Raw genomic sequence first — 22,529 nt, forward strand, 5'->3', positions numbered from 1 at the left:
AACTGAGAGATCCCCCGATGGCAAGAGTCCTCCCCATGCTGATCAGGCGATTACTGATACTGATCCCCCTGATCCTCGGCATCATCGCGTTCGTCTTCATCGTGATGCAGTTCGCGCCCACCGATCCCGCAACCGCGGCGTTCAACGGCGGCAACCCGACTGCGGAACAGTTGCAGCAGTTCAAGGAAGAGAACGGACTGCTCGATCCGCTTCCGCTGCAATACGTTCACTTCGTGACCGATCTCGTCAGCGGCAACATGGGTGACAGTCTGATTTCCGGTACCCCGGTGTTGGATTCGATCTCCACCGCTCTGCCACTGACCATTCAGCTCACGGTTCTCGGACTGGTGATCGCCATCGTGCTCTCGCTGATCTTCGGTGTCACCAGCGCACTGTTCCGCGATCGTTGGCCGGATCAGGTCATCCGAGTGATCTCCCTCGGTGGTGTGGCAGCACCGTCATTCTGGTTGGCACTGCTGATGATTCAGTACCTTGCTGTCCAACTCGGATGGTTCCCTACCGGTGGCTACGTCAATCCGAGCGACTCCGTCGGCGACTGGCTCTGGTACATGGCGCTCCCGGCACTGTCTCTGTCACTGCCCGTCGCGGCACAACTGACGCGAATCATCCGCACGTCCATGGTCGAGGAGTTGGACAAGGACTACGTCCGTACGGCGATCGGCAGCGGCCTGCCCTATCACGTGGTGATCGGACGGAATGTGTTGCGTAACGCGCTGATCAACCCGCTCACCGTTCTGGGCCTGCGTGTCGGTTACCTCCTCGGCGGCGCCGTGGTCATCGAGCAGATCTTCGGCCTTCCCGGAATGGGTCAGCTCATGATCAACGGCGTCACCAACGGTGATCCCGCAGTCGTTCAGGGTGTTGTCATCGTGATCGCGGTCGGCTTCGTCGTCGTCAACCTCGCCGTCGACATCCTCTACCTGCTCGTCAATCCACGACTTCGGAGCGCAGCATGATGAGAAGAAAACTCACCGAGAAGCTTTCGCGACCCGGTATCACCTTTTCTCGCTTCCCCCTCTCGGCCTGGCTGTCGATGGCGGTTCTCGCGATCATCGTGCTCGCCTGCCTCGTCGCGCCGCTGATCACGCAGTACACCCCACTCGAACAGGCGGTCGGTACCGCGGGCCCCAGCGCCGAGCACTGGTTCGGTCAGGACAGTCTCGGCCGAGATCTGTTCAGCCGCTTGCTCTACGGCGGACGCTGGTCGCTGACCATCGGTCTCGGTTCCACCTTCCTCGCACTGTGCGCCGGCGCTCTCATCGGATCGGTGGCCGCAACGAGCCGAAAAGGCGTCGACGAGACCATCATGCGTGTGCTCGACGTAGTCATGGCGTTCCCGGGCATCGCGCTCGCTGCCGTACTCGTCGCAGCCTTCGGTGGTTCGATCCCGGTTCTGATCGTCACGATCGCGTTCCTCTACACGCCGATGGTGGCCCGCGTCGTTCGCGCGAACGTTCTCGCTCAGTACGGCGAGGACTACGTCGCGGCCGAAAAGGTCATCGGCGCAAGAACTTCACACATCGTCGTCAAACACGTCGTAGCCAACTGTGCTGCGCCCGTTCTCGTCTTCTGCACTGTCATGGTCGCCGACGCCATCGTGCTGGAGGCCAGCCTGTCGTTCATCGGCGCCGGTGTCCGTCCCCCGGATCCGTCGTGGGGATCGGTGATCGCCGACGGCAAGAACATGGTCCTTCTCGGTGGTTGGTGGGCAACGGTATTCCCCGGACTGCTCATTCTTCTGACGGTGCTCTCCCTCAACGTGCTCGCCGAGGGCCTGACCGACGCGATGGCAGATCCGAGTCTGAAGAAAACCAAGAAGACGCCCTCCGCACTGGAAGCAGCGCAGACTGCCGCAGCGGAGGAGACCTCCAACGAGCTCATTCTGGAGGACGAAGCTGCAGTCACCGAGGCCCCGGAGTTGATCGACGACTTCGCCGACTCCAGCGTCGTGAAAGATGTTCTGAAGCCGGCCGCCGAGCCGACCCCTCTCGAAACTCACCTGAAGATCCTGGCGGAAACCGAGCGGTCTCGGTCCGATCGTCTTGTGTACGAGGGCGATGCAGCGCCCCTCCTCGAGGTCCGCAATCTCACGATCCGGTTCCCCGAACGCTACGGAGACACGGCGATCGTCGACAACGTGAGCTTCACCGTCCGCCCGAACGAGACGATGGCACTGGTCGGCGAGTCCGGTTGCGGAAAGTCGCTCACTTCGCTGGCGATCATGGGTCTACTGCCCAAGACAGCAGTGGTGACCGGCGAGATCCTGTTCGACGGCGTCAACGTCCTCGAACTGAACAACCGGGAGCGAAACAAGCTGCGCGGACACGACATGGCGATGATCTACCAGGATGCGCTGAGTTCTCTGAACCCGGCGATGCTGATCCGCGCGCAGTTCAAGCAGCTCACCAAGCGTGGCGGTACCCGCACAGCCGAGGAGTTGCTCGAACTCGTCGGACTCGATCCGGTGCGCACTCTCGCCAGCTACCCACACGAGCTTTCCGGTGGTCAGCGTCAGCGCGTCCTGATCGCGATGTCGCTCACCCGTAGTCCGCGGTTGATCGTCGCGGACGAGCCCACCACCGCCCTCGACGTCACCGTCCAGGCCCAGGTCGTGGAGTTGCTCAACGACCTTCGGGAAAAGCTGGGATTCGCGATGGTCTTCGTCAGCCACGACCTGGCCCTCGTTGCCTCCCTCGCCCACAAGATCACGGTGATGTATGCCGGTCAGGTCGTCGAGTCGGCGCCGACGAGTGACCTGCTCGTCGATCCCCGCCACGAATACACTCAGGGCCTTCTCGGCGCCGTTCTCTCCATCGAGGACGAAGCGCCGCGACTGCATCAGATCCAGGGAACCGTTCCGTCACCCGGAAGCTTCGCGCCGGGAGACCGTTTCGCCGAGCGTTCCACCCGTCCGGATTCCGATCCCCTCCGTAAGCCGGAGATGGTCCGTATCGACGGGACCGAGCATTTCTTCGCGAACCAGTCCGCGACTCCCGCACACGCAGAATCGGAATTGGAGAGCGTGCGATGACTACAGCTGAAGCACCCATCCTGGAACTGAAGAACATTCACGTCGTCCACAAGACCCGTTCGGGATCACTGTTCAAACCCGGCACGGTTCACGCGGTCGACGATGTCAGTATCGCCGTACGACGAGGGGCGACGATCGGCATCGTGGGCGAGTCGGGTTGCGGTAAGTCCACTCTGGCCAAAGTCATGGTCGGACTCCAGAAACCGACGTCGGGCGACGTGGTATTTCGCGGCCGAAGCGCTCTGACCCGATCGGCGGGCGTGCGCAAGGAGTTCGGGCGGGCGATCTCGATAGTGTTCCAGGATCCGGCTACCGCACTCAATCCGCGAATGACGGTGGCCGACATCCTCACCGATCCGCTCGACGTCCACGGCATCGGCAACCGCGCGAGCCGAACAGCCCGCGTTCGCGAGCTGGTTGGTTTGGTGGGGCTCCCTCAATCCGCACTCGAAGTCATCCCGAGTCAGATCTCCGGCGGTCAGCGTCAACGTGTCGCGATCGCGCGTGCGCTCGCGCTCGAACCCGACGTCATCGTCGCCGACGAGCCGACGTCGGCTCTCGACGTCTCGGTGCGAGCGCAGATCCTGAACCTGCTCAGCGACATCAAAGCTCGACTGGGGCTCGGCATGGTGTTCATCTCGCACGACATACAAACGGTGCGGTACGTCTCCGACACCATCGTCGTCATGAACGCCGGGCGGATCGTCGAGCAGGGAACGGCGCAGGAAGTATTCGACAACCCGTCGGACGCGTACACGGCCAAACTGCTGGGTGCGGCGCCCAGTCTCCTGCAACGCACCGTTGACGTGGGTTGACCAATGGAGCGGATGACCGGACATAGGATGAAGGACGTTCGTATCAGAAAAGGGGAATCGATGTCTGTCCGGAGTGGCACACAGGGCGCTCGTTTCAGCGCGCAAAACCGCATGCGCGCACTTCAGACGGACATCATGAACTTGATCCTCGAACGCAGACTCTCCCCTGGCGACCCGATGCCCACCGAGGCCGAACTGTCCGAGGAATTGGGTATCGGCCGGAACACGCTCCGCGAGGCACTCAAGGTTCTGCAGGCCTTGGGCGTCGTCGAGATCCGTCACGGCTTCGGAATGTTCGTCGCCCCGAGCAACTTCGACGCTCTCGCCGACGGCCTGACCTTCCGCGGCCGGTTGTCGTTGCAGGGCACCGGGCACGAGGCGATGGAACTGGTCGACATTCGTCAAGCACTCGAGACCGGATTGATCGGTGCGGCAATGGCCGAGATGACGTCGGCCGACCACGCCGACCTCGACGAACTCGTCACCGGTATGGAGGTTCGTGCCGCCGCCGGGAAGAACTTCTCCGACATCGACGCGACCTTTCACTCCCGCCTGTACTCCCCGCTCGACAACCAGGTCCTCGCTCAGTTGATGGACGTCTTCTGGCAGGTGTACAGCGAGATTCAGCAAGCCATCGGGCATTCGGACACGCCACTGATCGACATCGCGTCGAAGCACCGTGCGATTCTCGACGCGATTCGTACGGGTGATGCCGTCGAGGCGGCGCACACTCTCGATGTGCACTTCGGTGGCCTGCGCGAGCGGATCGCCAGTCTCCATGCGTCCGAGGCGCAGTAATCTCGAAACACTTGATTTTGCTCCGCTGCCTCACCATCGCGCCCGTTCTTCCGGCAAAATTACGGGTATGAAGAACCCGAACCTGACGCCTTCGCGCGTTCTCGCAGTTGTCCTCGCTGCCGCCCTCGTCATTTTCGTGATCGCACGTCGCCGCGACGACGGCGCCCTCAGCCGCGGAGAATGGTTGTCGGACAGCGTCGGACCGGACGACCTCGCCGGCTGAAACGACGTATGCCCTCGGCCGAAACTCGGCCGAGGGCATACGTACGTGTCATCTACTACTTCATCGAATCCAGTCGGGTTCGCGCGTCCTCGAACCCTGACACCAGCTCTGCCATGACCTCGGCGACGGGGCGGATCTCGTTCATCCGGCCCACGATCTGGCCGACGGGCATTGCCACAACTTCCGGGTTCTCCGATGCAGCGATTCTCTGATGAGCGTCGCTGACCAGCAGGTTCTGCAGCGGCATCGGCAAGGGCGCCGGTGCTCCCGGGTTCGACCAGGCTTCCGTCCACTTGGTCTTGAGCAACCGAGCGGGCTTACCCGAGTAGATGCGCGAACGTACGGTGTCGGCCGACGTCGCGCCCAACAGTGCGCGCTGAATAGCGGACGGGCCCTCGCCCGACGCACTGCCGAGTTTGTATTCGGAGGTGGTGAGCCAGTACGAGCCCATCCACACTCCGGATGCACCGAGTGCGAGTGCAGCAGCCACCTGACGGCCGCTGCCGATACCGCCGGCAGCCAGTACAGCAGCTGAATCACCCAGTGCATCAACAATTTCCGGGACCAGAACCATCGAAGCGATCTCGCCCGTGTGACCGCCGGCCTCGTAGCCCTGCGCGATCACGATGTCGACGCCGTTCTCGACGTGACGACGTGCGTGCTCGACGGCGCCGGCCAGTGCTGCTACCGGAACGCCCTTCTCGTGCGCCTGATCGATGACGTCCTTGGGCGGCGATCCCAGCGCATTCGCGATCAGCGCAATCCGATGCCCCAGAGCAACATCGACATGGGACCGCGCCACCGAGTGAAGCCATCCCAATACGCCGGTCGCATGCTCGACGTCGTCGGACAGCGGCGGCACCCCCAGTTCGTCCAGCGTGCGATTGACGAAGGCGCGGTGCTCCTCCGGGATCAGCTTGTCGAGATCGACGGCACCACCCTCGGTCGGCACCTTGGCCGGCATGACGATGTCGACGCCGTACGGCTTCCCGTCGGTGTTCTCGTCCATCCACGTCAGTGCAGCTTCGAGCTCTTCCGGGTCGTTGAACCGGACGCAACCGAGAACGCCCAGACCGCCTGCGCGACTGATCGCGGCGGCGACGTGCTCGGAAGGAGTGAATCCGAAGATCGGGTATTCGATGCCGAACTTGTCGGCCAGATCCGAACGCATCAGGCTTCCACGCTTTCGTTTGCGGACGCCACAGGAGCGCCGTTTCCGTTGTGATCGTCAGCCTCGCGCGATTCCGTTTCAGCCTTGGCCCAGCGGTAGTCTGGCTTGCCTGCCGGATTGCGCTTGATCTGGTCGACGAACCACACGCTGCGCGGAACCTTGTATCCGGCAATCTCTTTGCGCGCTGCGGTGGCGATGTCGTGCAAGGTCGGTGACGTGCCTTCACGTACCTGAACCACTGCGGCAACCCGCTGACCGAAGCGCTCGTCGGGGATACCGACCACCAGCACGTCGAAGATGTCCGGGTGCGCCTTCAAAGCGCCTTCGACCTCTTCCGGATACACCTTCTCGCCGCCGCTGTTGATGGACACCGAACCGCGGCCGAGCATCGTGACCGTGCCGTCGGCTTCGACCTGCGCGTAGTCGCCGGGGATCGAGTAACGAACGCCGTTGATGGTGCGGAAGGTTTCGGCCGTCTTGACCTCGTCCTTGTAGTAACCGAGCGGGATGTTGCCCTTGCGAGCGAGCATGCCGCGCTTGCCCGATCCGGGTTCGACCTCGTTGCCGTCGTCGTCGAGAACCGTTGTGGAGGCGTCGATCTTGACCGTCGGGCCGCCGGTGTGCTTCTGGCCCTTGCTCAGCACTGCCAGTCCACCGAAGCCGGTCTCGGACGCGCCGATGGAGTCGGTCAGCAAGCGGTTGGGCAGCAGTTCGAGAAACTGCTCCTGGATACTCGGAGAGAAGAGTGCAGCACTGCTGGCCATCACGTAGAGCGTCGAAAGATCGTACGGCTCACCGGTCTCCGGGTTTCCGGCGATCAGTGCGTCGAGCATCGGGCGGCCCATCGCGTCACCCGTGATGAAGATCAGGTTGACCTTGTGCTTGTCGATGTTCTGCCACACCTCGTGGGCGTCGAATTCCGGGTGCATCAAACAGGTTCCGCCGCCGAAGAGGCTGTGGAACACCGCAGACTGCGAACCGCCGTGAATCATCGGGGGGATCGGGTAGCGGATCATGCTCGGGTTGGCAGCGCCGACCTTCGCCATCTCGTACTCGTCCTCGACCGGAACGCCGGTCACGAAGTTGATGCCGCCGCCGAGCACACGCCACCAGTCCTCGTGACGCCACATGACGCCCTTGGGACTTCCGGTGGTGCCGCCGGTGTAGAGCATGAAGATGTCGTCGTTGCTGCGCTCTTCGAAATCACGCTCACCCGAGCTCTGCGCGAGTGCGTCCTCGTAGCCGATGCCGAAAGCACTGAAATCCAGATCGGTGCCGTCCTCGACCACGATGACGGACTTGACCTTGGGAGTGTTCGGCAGGACGTTCGCAACCTTGTCCGAGTAGCGGCGCTCGTGAATGAGTGCCACCATGTCGGAGTTGTCGAAGATGTACTGCAACTCGTTCTCGACGTACCGGTAGTTGATGTTGACCATCACGGCCCGGATCTTGAAAACGGCGACCATGGCCTCGATCGCCTCGATGACGTTCCGGCAGTAGATGCCGACCTTGTCACCCGGCCGAACGCCATGTTCACGCAGGTAGTGGCCGAGGCGGTTTGCTCGGTCCTCCAACTGCGCATAAGTCATCTCGCGGTTGTCCGAGACCAGCGCAACGCGGTCCGGAACGAGGTCGATTGCGTGCTCTACGAAGTCTGCGATGTTAAGGGCCACGAGTTCAAAGTAGAACGTGTTACCGTTTCTGGCAAGACCCAATTTGAGAGCCAGCTCACAGACCCGCCAGGAGCCATCAGTGTCCACTTCGACGACCGAAAAATCAGACATTTCGGAAACCGCGCCGCATTGCCTCGTGGAGAAGCGCGGCCACGTTCTCATCGTGACCATGAATCGCCCCGAGCGTAAGAACGCCATCACCGGCGAGATGATGGCGATCATGGTCGACGCCTGGGACCAGGTCGACAACGACCCCGAAATCCGTGTGGCGATCCTGACCGGAGCAGGTGGCGATTTCTGCGCCGGCGCCGACCTCAAGAACATGTCCGCCAAGCCGCCGGGAGATTCCTTCGCGGGCGGCGGCGTCGACATGTCCAAGATCGAAGGCCTCCTCAAGGGTCGCCGGTTGACCAAGCCGCTGATCGCCGCGGTCGAGGGTGCAGCCATCGCCGGCGGAACCGAAATCCTGCAGGGCACCGACATCCGCGTCGCAGGCGAGAGCGCAAAGTTCGGCGTCTCCGAAGCCAAGTGGGGGCTCTTCCCACTCGGCGGTTCCGCAGTGCGTCTGGTGCGCCAGATTCCGTACACGATCGCGGCGGACATCCTGCTCACCGGTCGTCACATCAAAGCGCCCGAAGCCAAGGAGATCGGGCTGATCGGCCACGTCGTCCCGGACGGCCAGGCCCTCGACAAGGCACTGGAGCTCGCCGACCTGATCAGCGCCAACGGCCCCCTCGCCGTGCAGGCGATCCTCAAGACCATCCGCGACACCGAGGGCATGCACGAGGAAGAGGCCTTCCAGATCGACGCGCAATTGGGCATGAAGGTGTTCATGAGCGCGGACGCCAAGGAGGGCCCGCGGGCTTTCGGTGAGAAGCGGGCGCCCCAGTTCAAGGGCATCTGAGTAAAGGTTGTCTGACCCATCCCCTCTGACCCACCCCCTCTGACCCACCCTGTCTGACCCACCCTGTCTGACCCACCCTGTCTGACCCACCCCCTTTTCGAGCGAACGTACCTTTCGGCGCCTTCAGTGCGCCGAAAGGCACGTTCGCTCAGCCGGTTTCGTCCATTTTCACCCACCTCGACCTCGCGAACACCTGAGGCCGGGGACGGGATTGCGCCAATCTGTAGTGCGCACGCAGGTCCTCGATCACCCGATCAGGGTCCGTTCGCAGTGCACTGGGCACCGTCGGCAACACGATGATCCCCGCATTCTGCATTCGCGTCCGACGTTCCACCGTGCGCTTGTAGTCCGTCGGCGCGGCATGCCATTCCAACGAGTCGATGTCCCACGCGAAGGCAACCGAATCGATCCATCCGTCCGGAATTGCGATGAAGTCTCCCTTCGCATCCCGGATCTCATGGTTGAACAACATCTCCGGCAGACCGCTCCGCTGCCACAGTTTTCGCGCGTGAACCTCCGGAACCGAGTGGACGTTCGCGTTCACTTCGCGCAACACGACCCGAGGTAGCGCGGACCCCCGACTGCTGCCCGCCTCGAGTTCCTTCGCAAGTTCGCGCACCGAGACGTCGCCACGCTGAACGACCTCGGCAATGAGTGCCCGTGTGGGATCGAGGGCCCTGCACCGCCTCGCAGCGTCGAGTAGCGCCCTAGGCAGCGGCGCACAGCGCAGACCGTTGCGAATCTCCGGCTCAGGCAGTCGAACAGTGCGCTCCACCGTGACGAACCCAACCGATTGAACACGACGGTCGATGGGGATGAGCACCTGCACATCCCCGGAATGCATACGATATCCGTACTCCGACATGGCAGATCGCCCGGTCAGCAGAGACTCGTCACCGCTCAACATGAGCGCAGCGATCGATCGTTGACGCGGCGTCGGTTGACCATTTCGGAGCAGGATGACTCCTGGCAAAATGCGCTGCCAGGGTCCACCCACTCGGCACCGGGTGTGCACGGCGGAGTTGGACACGCCCAATCGCGCCAACTCCGCCGTTCGGATCACTCCGCTTCTACTGACGCGGTAGATCGCGTCCAGATCATCGCCCCACGTTCCACGCCGCATGGTTGCAGCATGACTCGAGTAGCAGCGCGGGCTCCGGAGGCGACCTGGGGTTTTGGCGGCCCTGTGGATAACTTTCGGCGAGCGAACGGCACGTTCAGCGCCTCAGATGCGCTGAACGTGCCGTTCGCTCGAAAAAAGGGGGGGGGGTCCCGCTCGAAAAAAGGGGGCGCCCCGCTCAACCACTCACCGCGGCCGCGAGCTCTCGCACATGGTCGGCGTCGCGGCAGGTCACCAGCAGCATCGTGACTCCGGCTTCCTCCCAACGCTTCACGTCTGCGCGCACCTCGTCGACGTTGCCGATGATCATGGTCTCGGTGACCATCTCGTCGGGGACGACGGCAGCAGCTTCGTCCTTGCGGCCCGACATGAAGAGGCGACCGATCTCGTCGACCTCCTTCTCGTAGCCCATCCGCTTGTAGACCTGCGCGTGAAAGTTCAACTCCGGGGCGCCCATTCCGCCCACGTAGAGGGCGGTCATCGGCTTGAGAGCGGCGATGGCAGCGGCGCGATCGTCAGTCACGATGACCTGGCACGTGGCGGCCACCTCGAAGTCTTCGCGACTACGACGGGCCCCGGCGCGCGCGAACCCTTCGTCGAGCCACTTGTTGTACATCGGGGCCAGGCGCGGGGTGTAGTAGATCGCCAGCCACCCGTCGGCGATTTCGCCGGCAAGCGCGACGTTCTTCGGCCCTTCGGCGCCGAGCCAGATCGGGATGTCCGCACGCAGCGGGTGCGTAATGGGCTTGAGCGGCTTGCCAAGTCCCGAACTGCCCGGTCCCGCATACGGCAGAGGGTAGTGGGGACCGGGACTGGTGACGGGCGCTTCACGGGCAAGGACCTGGCGCACGATCGAGACGTATTCACGGGTGCGTGCGAGCGGTTTCTCGAAAGGCTGGCCGTACCAACCTTCGACGACCTGTGGTCCGGATACGCCGAGCCCGAGGATCGTTCGTCCGCCGTTCAGGTGGTCGAGGGTGAGCGCGTGCATGGCGCAGCTGGTCGGTGTTCGCGCCGAGATCTGTACGACGGACGTACCGAGCCGAACCTTCTCGGTGCGTGATCCCCACCAGGCGAGCGGAGTGAAAGCGTCCGAGCCCCACGACTCCGCCGCGAAGACCGCGTCGAATCCCGCACCTTCCGCAGCCTCGATCAGTTCCGGGGCGTTTGCCGGCGGCTGTGCGCCCCAGTATCCGAGTTGCAACCCAAGCTTCATCGCAGGCCTCCACATTGCCGGTGATCAGAAGTGACTCTTGCCACAATCTCTAGAACCTGTTCTACTCGATCTTGTGACCATCGGAAAGAGCGGGGTGGCCGACAAGCCCCTGAGCGCACCATTGAATCTCCATTTCGACTACACCAGATCGACGGGACCGACCATCGGCGCGTTCGTGACTGCCCTGCGTGATCGCAAGGTGATCGGCGCACGAGGGTCGAACGGTCGTGTCTTCGTGCCGCCACCGGAATTCGATCCGGACACGGCCGAACCACTGACCGACTTCGTCGGAGTCTCCGACGGCGGAACGGTCGTGAGTTGGACGTGGATGCCCGAACCCATCGAGGGTCAACCACTGACGAAGCCTTTCGCGTGGGCACTGATCAAGCTCGACGGCGCGGACACGTCCATGCTCCACGCGGTCGACGTCGACTCCCCCGACGACATCAGCACCGGCCTGCGGGTTCGCGCTCGCTGGGCGTCGGAGCGGATCGGGCAGATCAAGGACATCGAGTGCTTCGAACCAGGTGAGAGCGAAAACGGCATCGCGACAGTCGATCCCAGCGCTGATCCTGTCACCATGATCACGACGCCTGTCGACCTGCACTTCATGCATTCCGCTTCAGCCGAGGAGAGTTTCTACCTCCGCGGTCTCGCCGAGGGCAAGCTGATCGGTGGTCGTAGCGGACCCGAAGACAAGATCTACATCCCACCGCGTGGCGCCAATCCCACCAACGGGAAGCCGACGAGCGAGCAGATCGAACTGCCGGACAAGGGAATTGTCACCACCTTCTGCATCGTCAACGTCCCGTTCCTCGGGCAGCGGATCAAGCCGCCCTACGTGGCCGCCTACGTGCTTCTCGACGGGGCCGACATTCCGTTCCTGCACTTGATCCTCGAATGTGATGCCGCGGACGTACGGATGGGCATGCGCGTCGAAGCCAAGTGGAAGCCTCGCGAAGAGTGGGGTTACACCCTCGAGAACATCGAATACTTCCGGCCGACAGGTGAACCCGACGCCGAGTACTCCACCTTCCAACACCACCTGTGAGGCTCCTGAAATGACTTCTGCAGACATCGCAGTCGTGGGCTTTGCTCAGGCACCCCACGTCCGCGAAACCAACGGCACCACCAACGGCGTCGAGATGCTCGTCCCGTGCTTCCAGCAGCTTTACAGCGATCTGGGAATCACCAAGTCCGACATCGGCTTCTGGTGCTCCGGATCGTCCGACTACCTGGCCGGTCGCGCGTTCTCCTTCATCTCGGCCGTCGACTCCATCGGAGCGGTACCGCCCATCAACGAATCTCACGTCGAGATGGACGCTGCGTGGGCCTTCTACGAAGCGTGGATCAAGATCTTGACCGGCGAGGTCGAGACCGCGCTGGTGTACGGCTTCGGCAAATCCTCCGCAGGGCACCTGCGCAAGATCCTGTCGATGCAGCTCGATCCGTACCTCGTCACTCCGCTGTGGCCGGACTCCGTCTCGATCGCCGGACTTCAAGCCCGACTCGGACTCGACGCGGGTAAGTGGACGCAAGAGGACATGGCGGAGGTTGCCGCTCGCAGCCGTCGTCACGCGCTGAGCAATCCGAAGGCTCAGCTCGCGGGCGAGGTCGACGTCGAGGCACTTCTCGCCAGCCCCTTCCTCGCAGATCCGTTGCGCGCACACGATTGTGCGCCTATCACCGATGGTGCGGCAGCAATCGTCCTGGCCTCGGGTAACCGCGCCCGCGATCTCTGCGAGAGGCCGGCGTGGATCACCGGACTCGAGCATCGCATCGACTCCCCCAACCTGGGCGCACGTGACCTGACCACGTCGCCGTCCACTACGTCGGCGGCCAAGGCGGCAACGGGCGGCGAGGTCGGCAACATCGACGTCGCCGAACTGCACGCACCGTTCACTCACCAGGAATTGATCTTGAAGGAAGCGATCGGCCTGACCGACGCCACCACGATCAACCCGTCCGGCGGACCGCTGAGCGGCAACCCACTGTTCGCCGGTGGTCTGGAACGAATCGGCCACGCCGCCAAGGCGATCTTCGACGGCCAGGCGAATCGCGCTCTGGCCCATGCAACAAGCGGCCCTGTGCTGCAGCAGAACCTGGTAGCAGTCTTGGAGGGACGGAACTGATGGCCGGAACGCCTCAACTCGCGGCCGTGCTCGGCACCGGCCAAACTCACTACGTCGCAAAGCGCCACGACGTCTCGATGGCGGGCTTGGTCCGTGAAGCCATCGACGCAGCGATGCTCGATGCCAACGTCGGCTGGGACGACATCGACGCCGTCGTCATCGGAAAGGCCCCCGACCTGTTCGAGGGTTCGATGATGCCCGAACTCGCCATGTCGGATGCCCTGGGCGCCAACGGAAAGCCGTTGCTGCGTGTTCACACAGCCGGCTCGGTGGGCGGTTCGACGGCTATCGTCGCCTCCAGTCTGGTCAAATCCGGGGTCCACAAGCGCGTTCTGACGGTTTCCTGGGAGAAGCAGTCCGAGTCGAACGCCATGTGGGCGCTGTCCACACCGGTTCCGTTCAACATGCCCGTCGGCGCCGGTGCCGGTGGATACTTCGCCCCGCACGTCCGTTCGTACATTCGTCGATCGGGCGCACCGGAGCACATCGGCTACCTCGTCGCGGTGAAGGATCGGCTGAACGGCAGCCTCAATCCGTATGCGCACCTGCGGCAGCCGGACATCACCTTCGAATCGGTGAAGGCATCTCAGATGCTCTGGGATCCGATCCGCTACGACGAGACCTGCCCGTCCTCGGACGGTGCGTGTGCTCTGGTGATCGGCAACGAGGAAGCGGCCGCACAGGTCGAGGCCGAGGGTCGTTCCGTCGCCTGGATTCACGCGACGGCCATGCGCACCGAGCCGACCTTCTACGCCGGACGCGATCAGGTCAATCCGCAGGCCGGCCGCGACGCCGCGGCCGCGCTGTGGAAGTCAGCGGGAATCACCGATCCGCTCAACGAGATCGACTGCGCCGAAATCTATGTCCCGTTCTCGTGGTTCGAGCCGATGTGGCTCGAGAACCTCGGCTTCGCGGAGGAAGGTCAGGGCTGGAAGCTGACCGAGGCCGGAGAAACCGCGATCGGCGGCAAGCTCCCGGTCAACGCCTCGGGAGGTGTTCTCTCGTCCAACCCGATCGGCGCCTCGGGCATGATCCGGTTCGCCGAGTCCGCGATGCAGGTCATGCACCGCGCCGGCGATCACCAGGTGGCCGACGCCCGCAAGGCTCTCGGCCATGCCTACGGCGGTGGCTCGCAGTACTTCTCGATGTGGGTCGTCGGCTCCGAACGCCCCACCACGTAAGCAGCAGCACACACGCCGATCAGGAAGAGGCCGAAGATGAAGTACACCGTCGGGGTTGCCATGAACCCCTTGGACCAGTTAGCCGGTATCGCCAAAACGGCCGAGGAATGCGGCTTTTCGTCGATCGCTCTCCCCGATTCACTGTTCTTCATGGAAACGCAGGCGGCGGATTACCCGTACACCCCGGACGGGTCTCGGATGTGGAATGCCGAGACCCCCTGGGTCGATCCGCTGATCGCCGCGGCCGCAATGGGCGCCGTGACCGAGAAGATCGAGTTCTACACCCAGGTGCTCAAGCTGGGTAGCCGCAATCCGGTCCTGCTCGCGCGGCAGGTCGGATCGGTGGCGGCACTGACGAACAACCGCTTCGGCTTCGGCGTCGGAATCGGTTGGGCTCCGGAAGAGTTCGAGTGGTGCGGCGCTCCGTACAAGCGTCGGGGCGCACGTGTGGACGAGATGATCGACGTTCTCAAGCTGATTCTCGGCGGCGGCATGGTCGAGTACCACGGTGAGTTCTTCGACTTCGATCGCCTGCAGATGAGCCCGGCTCCCACCAAGCCGGTTCCGTTCTACGTCGGCGGCCACACCGAGGTCGCACTCAAGCGAGCTGCACGAGTCGGCGACGGATGGACGTCGGCGATGATCAAGTTCGACGACCTGGTGGGTGTGATCGCACGACTGCGAGAATTGCGCGCCGAGTACGGCCGCGAGAACGAGCCGTACGAAATCCAGACGGTGTGCATCGACCGTTTCGGCAAGGACGGTTACGCAGAACTCGAGGACGCCGGCGTCACGGACATCATCACCGTGCCTTGGGTTTTCGACGGAATCGGATTCGATGCCCCGCTCGAGGCAAAGCAGGATTCGATGCGCAAGTTCGCCGAACAGTACATCAACTGAGGAGCTGCTATGACCGACGAGCACCCCGCCCGCGTCGCGGGTAACGCATCGCGCGCCGCCGCGAGTGGCAAGAACAAGGAAGCCTGGCTGGACCTCTTCGCCGAGGACGGCTGGGTGGAGGATCCGGTCGGGCCGTCGGGTTTCGACCCCGAAGGCAAAGGCCATCACGGGCGTGAAGCGATCTCCAAGTTCTACGACATGACGATCGCCAACGCGGACAAGCTCGAGTTTCTGATCGACGATTCCCTGGTGTGCGGCAACGAGAACGTCAACATCGGCAAGATCCGTACGACCATCGGCGGCTCGATCATCGACGCCGAAGGCGTGTTCGTCTACCGGGTGAACGACGACGGCAAGATCGCGTCGCTTCGAGCATTCTGGGAAGTGGACCGTGCGATGAAGACGGCGCGCAAAGCCTGAGAACCCCCCAGTACGAGAGCGGCCCCGGTCATCGACCGGGGCCGCTCTCGTCGTAGTCGAATCAGCCTGTCGTACTTGCACCGAGAACCTCGAAATGGTTTCCTGGTTCCCAACGTCGCGTGTCGATGACGGACTGCGTCAGGCATGGAGGCGTCGTACTGCAAGGGGTCACTCATGACCATTTCGTTCAATCACACCATCATCGCCGCAAAAGACCGACAAGAGTCTGCGTGGTTCTTCACTCACATGTTCGGTCTGCCAGGCCCGGTCGAAGCCGGCTACTTTCTCGGCGTTGAACTCGAGCACGGCGTGACACTGGACTTCGCACAGGTGGAAGAGGGCGCCGAGGTGGCGTCTCAGCACTACGCTTTCCTCGTCTCCGAAGATGACTTCGACGGCATCTACCAGCGGATACAGGCGTTGAAACTTGATCACTGGGCCGATCCGCGCCAGTCGAGTACCGGCTTCAACACCAACGACGGTGGGCGTGGTGTCTACTTCCTCGACCCGTCGGGACATTTCCTGGAAGCGATCACCAAACCGTACGGCGGCTGAATGAGAGAGTGAACTACAAACGGCGGCGCCTACGGGAGATGAGGGATCCCGCAGACGCCGCCGCAGTTCCAGGTTGCCAACGAGTGGCTCCCCGGAACGTCTACTGTAGTTCTGCGTGTTCGAGAGTGCAGAGGCAACTCCCGAAAAGCTACACAGAACCTACTCGCCGGTTACCAGGTCAGTATATGTCCGGATCAGTGTTTGACCGGGCAGCCCGATGTCTTGTAATCAACCTGAAACTCTTTGATGCCGTTGAGCCAGCCCGAGCGCAGGCGGCGGGGATCGCCGAGCCTGGTGATGTCGGGTAGGTGATCGGCGATCGCATTGAAGATCAGATCGATTTCCAGCCGGGCCAAGTTGGCGCCGATGCAGTAGTGCGCACCGGTGCCGCCGAATCCGAGGTGCGGATTGGGGTCACGCATGATGTCGAACTTCGTGGGGTTCGCGAAGACGTCTTCGTCGAAGTTGGCCGACGCGTACATCATCACGACGCGATCGCCCTTCTTGATCTTCTGTCCGCCGAGTTCGGTGTCTTCGAGCGCGGTGCGCTGGAAGGACGTCACCGGGGTGGCCCAACGAACGATCTCGTCGGCCGCCGTCTTGGGACGTTCCTTCTTGTACAGCTCCCACTGGTCGGGATTGTCGAGGAAGGCAACCATGCCGTGTGTGATGGCATTGCGAGTGGTCTCGTTACCCGCGACCGCAAGCAGGATCACGAAGAAGCCGAATTCCTCTGGAGAGAGCTCATTTCCGTCGATGTCCGCTTCGATGAGCTTGGTGACGATGTCATCGGCGGGACACTTCTTGCGCTGATCCGCCATCTGGTACGCGTATCCCAGAATCTCCATCGACGCCGCCTGCGGGTCGATGTCGAACTCGGGGTCGTCGTACGACGTCATCTGGTTGGACCAGTCGAAGAGCTTCATTCGATCTTCCTGCGGCACACCGAGAAGTTCGGCGATGGCCTGCAGCGGAAGCTCGGACGCGACCTGCACCACGAAGTCTCCGGCACCGCCGGCAGCCGCGGTCGTGACGATCTTTTCGGCACGCTCGGTCAGTTCCTCGCGCAGGCTGTTGATGGCGCGCGGGGTGAATCCGCGGGAGACCAGCTTGCGCAGCTTGGTGTGCTCCGGAGCGTCCTTGTTGATGAGAATGAACCGCTGCATCTCGACGTTCTCACGCGGGATGTCGTCGGCGAAGCGAGGAATCGCAGTGTTCTCGTGGGTCGAGAAGATGTCGCTTCGCTGCGAAACCTCCTTGACCTCTTCATGACGGGTGACCACCCAGAAGCCCTCGTCCTGGAATCCACCGATTTCCGGGGGCTGCGGATTCCACCACACGGGGGCCGTCTTCCGGAGTTCGGCGAACTCCTCGAACGGCATGCGTTCCGCGTAGATGTCGGGGTCCGTGAAGTCGATTCCCTCGGGGAATGCGGGCTGTGCCACTGATGTCTCCTGCCCTAAGCCTTTTCATCACAGGGGTGATGGGGATCCGTGATGTGTAACACGTTCTACTCTCATTGAAACACAAGCCTGCTTACTAGGAAAGGAAACGTCGACAGGTCTTGCTTCCCGCAGAGAACCTGTTCTACTTTTTCATTACAAGGAAAGGAGCCCGCTGTGGGCACACCAGTAATCGTCGAGGCTGTCCGTACACCGATCGGCAAGCGTGGAGGTTGGCTCGCCGGTCTGCACGCCGCCGAGATCCTCGGAGCGGCCCAGAAGGGCGTTCTCGACCGGTCGGGAATCGACCCGCTGCTCATCGAGCAGGTGATCGGCGGCTGCGTCACCCAGGCCGGCGCTCAGTCCAACAACATCACGCGCACGGCGTGGTTGCATGCAGGTCTGCCGTGGCAGACCGGCGCAACGACAGTGGACTGCCAGTGCGGTTCCGCTCAGCAGGCGAACCATCTGATCGCCGGACTGATCGCCACGGGCGCCATCGACGCCGGCATCGCCTGCGGCATCGAAGCCATGAGCCAGGTCCCCCTCGGCGCAAACGTCGGCGATCAGGCCGGACCGCGTCGACCCGCGACGTGGGACATCGACATGCCCAACCAGTTCGAAGCTGCAGAACGCATCGCACGCCGACGCGGCCTGACCCGCGACGACGTCGAAGCTCTCGGCGTCCGCTCGCAGGCGCTGGCCAAGCAGGCTTGGGAGGAAGGGCGTTTCGACCGCGAGGTTCTCGAACTCTCGGCACCCCAGGTCGACAAGGAAGGAAACCTCACGGGCGAGACCAAGCTCGTCAATCGCGATCAGGGCCTGCGCGATACGACAGCGGAGTCCCTTGCCCGACTGAAGCCCGTCCTCGAAGGCGGGATTCACACGGCCGGAACGTCTTCCCAGATCTCCGACGGTGCTGCCGCAGTCCTGCTCATGGACGAGGACAAGGCTCGCGCGCTCGGATTGAAGCCGCGTGCCCGCATCATCGCCCAGGCGTTGGTCGGCTCGGAGCCGGAATTCCACCTCGACGGACCGGTGCAGGCAACCAGCCGCGTTCTGGAGAAGAGCGGAATGAAGATCGGCGACCTCGATCTGTTCGAGATCAACGAAGCATTCGCATCCGTCGCACTGTCCTGGGCTCAGGTTCACGAACCCGACTTCGACAACGTCAACGTCAACGGCGGCGCGCTCGCTCTCGGCCATCCGGTCGGCAGCACGGGATCTCGACTGATCACCACCGCACTGCACGAACTGGAGCGTCGCAACGGCTCGACGGCTCTGATCACGATGTGCGCCGGCGGCGCGCTGGCCACCGGAACCATCATCGAGCGTATCTGAGATGAACACTCCCCCAGCCAAACCCAAGGGACTCGACGCTCCGGCGACGGTCAAGATCATCAAGTGGATGTCGAAGGCAAACGTCGCCATGTATCGCGCCACCGACGGGAGGCTGGGTAGCAAGTGGCGGGTCGGCAGCGCGTTCCCACGCGGGCTGCCGATCTGCCTGCTCACCACCACCGGTCGCAAATCCGGCGAGGAGCGGATCAGTCCGCTGCTGTTCCTCGAGGACGGCGAAGACGTGATTCTGGTGGCGTCGCAAGGTGGTCTTCCGAAGAACCCGATGTGGTACCTCAACATCAAGGCGGATCCGGTGGTGACGGTGCAGATCAAGTCTCGGATCCGCTCGATGAAAGCCCGCGTCGCCACCGAGGACGAGCGCGCTCGGCTGTGGCCGAAGTTGACGGCGATGTATCCGGATTTCGACAACTATCAAGCCTGGACCGACCGGATCATTCCCGTCATCGTGTGCGAGCCACTGAAGAACTAAACGAACTGTTTACAACACAACGTTTACACCGACCCGGGTTCGTGCCACCCTGGGTTCATGACCGATGACCAGTTCAGACCGATCGATTCCGGCCGCGAACGCGCACATCGCGAGTACGCCGGGCTCTTTCGGATCAGCGAGCGCCATGGCGCGACCCAAAGCCAGCGCGCACGGCAATCCCATCCGGAGATGCTCGAGCCCTACGGCGCGGTGCGCGTCGTGGCTCGTCTTGCCGGCGGAACCGACACACCGCAGCCGAACGAACCCGAGGTCGACGACGCCGACGTCATGGCTGCATTGACTTTGATCCCCAAGGCCCGAGCCGAAATGGAACAGCTGGAAGCGCTGTTCCTCGGAATTGCTCGCGAACGTGGCATGACCTGGCAGGATATTGCCTTCGGACTCGGACTCGGCAGCACTCAAGCCGCCCGCCAGCGCTACGAACGGCTCGTTCGCCGCACCGGAGGCTGAACGCGTGCCATAACGGGCGAGTTGGAGCACTATTGACTCGTACGGTCCGCACGGCGTTTCGACAGAGCCTCGAACACAGCAAGGAGTCGCATATATGACGACGCATATTCAAGATCAGATCCTGGACCGACGCGAGATCACTTCCGCACTCGTGTGTGCGCTGGAGCGTCGCCACGAGGTGCTGGATGCAGTGGTCGACAGCAAGGACCACCAGGAGGCACTGACCACCGTCGCGGAACTCCTCGGCACGTCGGAAGCAAATGCCGAAGCAGTTCTGAGCCTCAAGTTCAGCGCACTGACCAAGGCTGCACGCGATCGCATCCAGGGCGAGCTGGAGAATCTCGACGCAACACTCGAATGGACGACGCTCGATCGCCCCGCGAGCAGCGGGCAGAACTTCAGCTTGCGTCCGTTCAGCGACAGCGCAGAAGACAAGTCGCTGTTCACGATTCGTTCGGGCGAGCAGCTCGGCGAAGACGGCAATCCGTGGAGCGAGGATCGAATCGAAGCCGAGCGCGTCGGCGGTCTCGGTCGTATCGACGACGAGAGCGCTGCCTGGTTCGTCGCCGAGGACGTCTCCGGCGACAGCCCGAAGAGCGTCGGTCTGGTGTTCGGCGAACTCGACGGCCAAGAGGTCAACGTCGCGATCTGGATTGCACCCGAGTCCCGCAAGAAGGGCTACGGCACCGCCTGCGTGAAGCATTCGCGGCGCGAGCTCGCAGCAGAGTTCCCCGGCACCGTGCTGGTTGTTCGGGCGCCTGCGTAGGCGGCACGCCTGTGAGTGGTTAAGGAGTCCCTGCACTCCTTAACCACTCACGGGGCCGGAGGCCCTACGCCCCGTACACCGGCGTCGGAATCTCAGCCTTCTCCAACAGCGCTGCCACGACGGGCCCGATCTCCTTCGGGTCCCAACGGTCACCCTTGTCCTCGCTCGGGCCGTGACGCCAGCCCTCCGCGACGGTGATCTTTCCGCCCTCGACCTCGAATACCCGGCCCGTGACGTCCTTGGCCTCGGCGCTGCCGAGCCAGACGACCAGCGGCGAGATGTTCTCGGGAGCCATGGCATCGAAGCCCTCTTCCGGAGCTGCCATCGCTTCTGCCATCGCCCCACCTGCACCGACTGTCATGCGCGTGCGCGCAGCAGGTGCGATCGCATTGACACTGACGCCGTAATTCTTGAGCTCGGCCGCGGCCTGGATGGTCATCTCGGCGATACCGGCCTTCGCCGCAGCGTAGTTGCCCTGGCCGATCGAACCCTGCAGTCCTGCACCCGAACTGGTGTTGATGATGCGTGCGTCGACGGTCTTGCCCGCCTTGGCTTCACCGCGCCAGTAGGCAGCAGCGTGACGCAGGGGCGCGAAATGCCCCTTGAGGTGCACACGGATTACCGCGTCCCACTCGCCTTCGCTCATGCCGACGAGCATGCGGTCACGCAGAAAGCCCGCGTTGTTCACGAGTACGTCCAGGCCACCGAAAGTGTCGATCGCGGTCTTGATCAGATTTTCGGCGCCCGCCCAGTCGGCGACGTCGTCTCCATTGACCACTGCTTGGCCACCCGCAGCGATGATCTCCGCGACAACCTGCTCGGCCGGACTTTCACCGGTCTCGGAACCGTCGGCACCCGCACCGATGTCGTTGACGACGACCTTGGCACCCTCGGCCGCGAACGCCAACGCATGCGCGCGTCCGATACCTCGACCTGCCCCGGTGATGATGACTACGCGTCCGTCGACCAATCCACTCATTTTTGTCTCCTAATGCACTCTGCTCGGGCTTGTCGGCTCCGCTTGTGTGCTAACTTACCAAGCAATCGCTTGGTTTGGTACACAGACGTAAGGAATCCCGATATGGGCATCAGCACCTCCTCCGACGGAACCGGCATCACCACGGTCACCATCGACTACGCGCCGGTCAACGCAATCCCGTCCAAGGGATGGTTCGAGCTTGCCGACGCCATCCTCGACGCGGGCAAGGATCTGAACACGCACGTGGTGATCCTGCGAGCCGAGGGACGCGGTTTCAACGCCGGCGTCGACATCAAGGAGATGCAGGCCACCGAGGGATTCGACGCACTGGTCGCCGCCAACCGCGGTTGTGCCGCAGCCTTCGCTGCCGTCTACGACTGCGCTGTGCCCGTCGTCGTGGCAGTCAACGGATTCTGCGTCGGTGGCGGCATCGGACTGGTCGGGAACGCGGACGTGATCGTCGCTTCCGACGACGCGATCTTCTCCCTCCCCGAGGTCGACCGCGGCGCACTCGGCGCTGCCACACACCTCTCGCGCCTGGTGCCGCAACACATGATGCGCACGCTCTACTACACGGCGCAGAGCGTCGACGCCCACACACTCAAGCAGTTCGGCAGCGTCTACGACGTGGTTCCGCGCGAGAAGCTCGACGAGTGTGCTCGCGAAATCGCCGCGAAGATCGCCGCCAAGGACACCCGCATCATCCGGTGCGCCAAGGAAGCCATCAACGGCATCGACCCGGTCGACGTCAAGGGCAGCTACCGCCTCGAGCAGGGCTACACCTTCGAACTCAACCTCCTCGGTGTGTCCGACGAGCACCGCGACGAGTTCGTCGCCACCGGCAAGCCGCGCGAGAACGCAACCCAGAAGGAAGGCTGAG

The 22,529-nt window shown here is 63.0% G+C and carries 23 protein-coding genes; 17 read left to right on the forward strand and 6 right to left on the reverse strand.

The features are described 5' to 3' along the window. Nucleotides 1–17: 17 nt before the first annotated feature. From V3587_RS10695 to V3587_RS10715, 5 genes are all read left to right on the forward strand, one after another. Nucleotides 18–977 (forward strand): ABC transporter permease, encoded by a 960-nt coding sequence (locus V3587_RS10695; protein ID WP_029254514.1) that lies wholly within the window; start codon nucleotides 18–20, stop codon nucleotides 975–977. After that, nucleotides 977–3,052 carry a dipeptide/oligopeptide/nickel ABC transporter permease/ATP-binding protein gene (locus V3587_RS10700; RefSeq protein WP_283376678.1) on the forward strand — a complete coding sequence of 692 codons (2,076 nt, stop codon included), beginning with the start codon at nucleotides 977–979 and terminating at the stop codon, nucleotides 3,050–3,052. Before V3587_RS10695 ends, V3587_RS10700 begins: the two co-directional genes overlap by 1 nt. Next, nucleotides 3,049–3,867 (forward strand): ABC transporter ATP-binding protein, encoded by an 819-nt coding sequence (locus tag V3587_RS10705; protein WP_124568831.1) that lies wholly within the window; start codon nucleotides 3,049–3,051, stop codon nucleotides 3,865–3,867. Before V3587_RS10700 ends, V3587_RS10705 begins: the two co-directional genes overlap by 4 nt. Before the next feature lie 60 nt (nucleotides 3,868–3,927). Continuing rightward, nucleotides 3,928–4,665 (forward strand): FadR/GntR family transcriptional regulator, encoded by a 738-nt coding sequence (locus V3587_RS10710; RefSeq protein WP_007734278.1) that lies wholly within the window; start codon nucleotides 3,928–3,930, stop codon nucleotides 4,663–4,665. Between the two features lie 67 nt (nucleotides 4,666–4,732). Further along, a complete protein-coding gene (locus V3587_RS10715) occupies nucleotides 4,733–4,888 on the forward strand; it encodes a hypothetical protein (RefSeq protein WP_019746984.1) in 156 nt (51 codons plus the stop codon). 55 nt (nucleotides 4,889–4,943) lie between these two features. On the opposite strand, the gene V3587_RS10720 is transcribed toward V3587_RS10715, so the two are convergent. Together V3587_RS10720 and V3587_RS10725 are read right to left on the reverse strand one after the other, a co-directional pair. Beyond that, entirely contained in the window at nucleotides 4,944–6,059 is a 1,116-nt protein-coding gene (locus V3587_RS10720) for an NAD(P)H-dependent flavin oxidoreductase (RefSeq protein WP_003945863.1), read from the reverse strand. Then, on the reverse strand, nucleotides 6,059–7,732 hold the full coding sequence (locus tag V3587_RS10725) for an acyl-CoA synthetase (RefSeq protein WP_283376588.1): 1,674 nt from the start codon (nucleotides 7,730–7,732) through the stop codon (nucleotides 6,059–6,061). Before V3587_RS10725 ends, V3587_RS10720 begins: the two co-directional genes overlap by 1 nt. Nucleotides 7,733–7,811: 79 nt before the next feature. Between V3587_RS10725 and V3587_RS10730 the strand changes: the two genes are divergently transcribed. After that, nucleotides 7,812–8,636 carry a crotonase/enoyl-CoA hydratase family protein gene (locus V3587_RS10730; RefSeq protein WP_070796348.1) on the forward strand — a complete coding sequence of 275 codons (825 nt, stop codon included), beginning with the start codon at nucleotides 7,812–7,814 and terminating at the stop codon, nucleotides 8,634–8,636. A gap of 148 nt (nucleotides 8,637–8,784) precedes the next feature. Here the strand turns inward: V3587_RS10730 and V3587_RS10735 are convergent, their stop codons facing one another. Together V3587_RS10735 and V3587_RS10740 are read right to left on the reverse strand one after the other, a co-directional pair. After that, a complete protein-coding gene (locus V3587_RS10735) occupies nucleotides 8,785–9,759 on the reverse strand; it encodes a hypothetical protein (protein WP_095971002.1) in 975 nt (324 codons plus the stop codon). Nucleotides 9,760–9,934: 175 nt separating this feature from the next. Then, on the reverse strand, nucleotides 9,935–10,972 hold the full coding sequence (locus V3587_RS10740) for an LLM class F420-dependent oxidoreductase (RefSeq protein ID WP_283376587.1): 1,038 nt from the start codon (nucleotides 10,970–10,972) through the stop codon (nucleotides 9,935–9,937). Nucleotides 10,973–11,045: 73 nt separating this feature from the next. Between V3587_RS10740 and V3587_RS10745 the strand changes: the two genes are divergently transcribed. The 6 genes from V3587_RS10745 to V3587_RS10770 all read left to right on the forward strand — a co-directional run bounded on the left by V3587_RS10745 (nucleotide 11,046) and on the right by V3587_RS10770 (nucleotide 16,160). Next, the gene (locus tag V3587_RS10745; protein WP_172436585.1) at nucleotides 11,046–12,023 is read left to right on the forward strand and encodes a Zn-ribbon domain-containing OB-fold protein; all 978 of its coding nucleotides are present in this window, start codon (nucleotides 11,046–11,048) and stop codon (nucleotides 12,021–12,023) included. Nucleotides 12,024–12,033: 10 nt separating this feature from the next. After that, nucleotides 12,034–13,104, forward strand: coding sequence for a thiolase domain-containing protein (locus V3587_RS10750; RefSeq protein ID WP_124568833.1), 1,071 nt, complete (start codon nucleotides 12,034–12,036; stop codon nucleotides 13,102–13,104). After that, nucleotides 13,104–14,285 carry a thiolase domain-containing protein gene (locus V3587_RS10755; RefSeq protein ID WP_095970999.1) on the forward strand — a complete coding sequence of 394 codons (1,182 nt, stop codon included), beginning with the start codon at nucleotides 13,104–13,106 and terminating at the stop codon, nucleotides 14,283–14,285. Before V3587_RS10750 ends, V3587_RS10755 begins: the two co-directional genes overlap by 1 nt. 36 nt (nucleotides 14,286–14,321) lie before the next feature. Continuing rightward, on the forward strand, nucleotides 14,322–15,185 hold the full coding sequence (locus V3587_RS10760) for a TIGR03619 family F420-dependent LLM class oxidoreductase (RefSeq protein WP_095970998.1): 864 nt from the start codon (nucleotides 14,322–14,324) through the stop codon (nucleotides 15,183–15,185). Between the two features lie 9 nt (nucleotides 15,186–15,194). Beyond that, a complete protein-coding gene (locus V3587_RS10765) occupies nucleotides 15,195–15,605 on the forward strand; it encodes a nuclear transport factor 2 family protein (RefSeq protein WP_007734269.1) in 411 nt (136 codons plus the stop codon). Between the two features lie 174 nt (nucleotides 15,606–15,779). Further along, a complete protein-coding gene (locus V3587_RS10770; protein ID WP_020906296.1) occupies nucleotides 15,780–16,160 on the forward strand; it encodes a VOC family protein in 381 nt (126 codons plus the stop codon). Nucleotides 16,161–16,354: 194 nt separating this feature from the next. On the opposite strand, the gene V3587_RS10775 is transcribed toward V3587_RS10770, so the two are convergent. After that, on the reverse strand, nucleotides 16,355–17,605 hold the full coding sequence (locus V3587_RS10775) for a cytochrome P450 (RefSeq protein ID WP_283376586.1): 1,251 nt from the start codon (nucleotides 17,603–17,605) through the stop codon (nucleotides 16,355–16,357). Nucleotides 17,606–17,779: 174 nt separating this feature from the next. Between V3587_RS10775 and V3587_RS10780 the strand changes: the two genes are divergently transcribed. The 4 genes from V3587_RS10780 to V3587_RS10795 all read left to right on the forward strand — a co-directional run bounded on the left by V3587_RS10780 (nucleotide 17,780) and on the right by V3587_RS10795 (nucleotide 20,670). Beyond that, nucleotides 17,780–18,943 (forward strand): steroid 3-ketoacyl-CoA thiolase, encoded by a 1,164-nt coding sequence (locus V3587_RS10780; RefSeq protein WP_095970996.1) that lies wholly within the window; start codon nucleotides 17,780–17,782, stop codon nucleotides 18,941–18,943. Nucleotide 18,944: 1 nt separating this feature from the next. Further along, the gene (locus tag V3587_RS10785; protein WP_283376585.1) at nucleotides 18,945–19,433 is read left to right on the forward strand and encodes a nitroreductase family deazaflavin-dependent oxidoreductase; all 489 of its coding nucleotides are present in this window, start codon (nucleotides 18,945–18,947) and stop codon (nucleotides 19,431–19,433) included. 57 nt (nucleotides 19,434–19,490) lie between these two features. Beyond that, nucleotides 19,491–19,904: a hypothetical protein gene (locus V3587_RS10790; RefSeq protein ID WP_021342917.1), complete on the forward strand. Its 414-nt coding sequence runs from the start codon at nucleotides 19,491–19,493 to the stop codon at nucleotides 19,902–19,904. Between the two features lie 94 nt (nucleotides 19,905–19,998). Then, nucleotides 19,999–20,670: a GNAT family N-acetyltransferase gene (locus V3587_RS10795; RefSeq protein ID WP_283376584.1), complete on the forward strand. Its 672-nt coding sequence runs from the start codon at nucleotides 19,999–20,001 to the stop codon at nucleotides 20,668–20,670. Nucleotides 20,671–20,734: 64 nt separating this feature from the next. Here the strand turns inward: V3587_RS10795 and V3587_RS10800 are convergent, their stop codons facing one another. Continuing rightward, nucleotides 20,735–21,649 (reverse strand): SDR family oxidoreductase, encoded by a 915-nt coding sequence (locus V3587_RS10800; RefSeq protein WP_095970993.1) that lies wholly within the window; start codon nucleotides 21,647–21,649, stop codon nucleotides 20,735–20,737. Nucleotides 21,650–21,751: 102 nt separating this feature from the next. On the opposite strand from V3587_RS10800, the gene echA20 reads away from it, so the two are divergent. Next, nucleotides 21,752–22,528 carry a (7aS)-7a-methyl-1,5-dioxo-2,3,5,6,7,7a-hexahydro-1H-indene-carboxyl-CoA hydrolase gene (gene echA20, locus V3587_RS10805; protein WP_003945611.1) on the forward strand — a complete coding sequence of 259 codons (777 nt, stop codon included), beginning with the start codon at nucleotides 21,752–21,754 and terminating at the stop codon, nucleotides 22,526–22,528. Nucleotide 22,529 lies beyond the last annotated feature (1 nt).

It is taken from the genome of Rhodococcus sp. IEGM 1306 (genome assembly GCF_036541985.1).
Taxonomy (GTDB): Bacteria; Actinomycetota; Actinomycetes; order Mycobacteriales; family Mycobacteriaceae; genus Rhodococcus_F; species Rhodococcus_F qingshengii.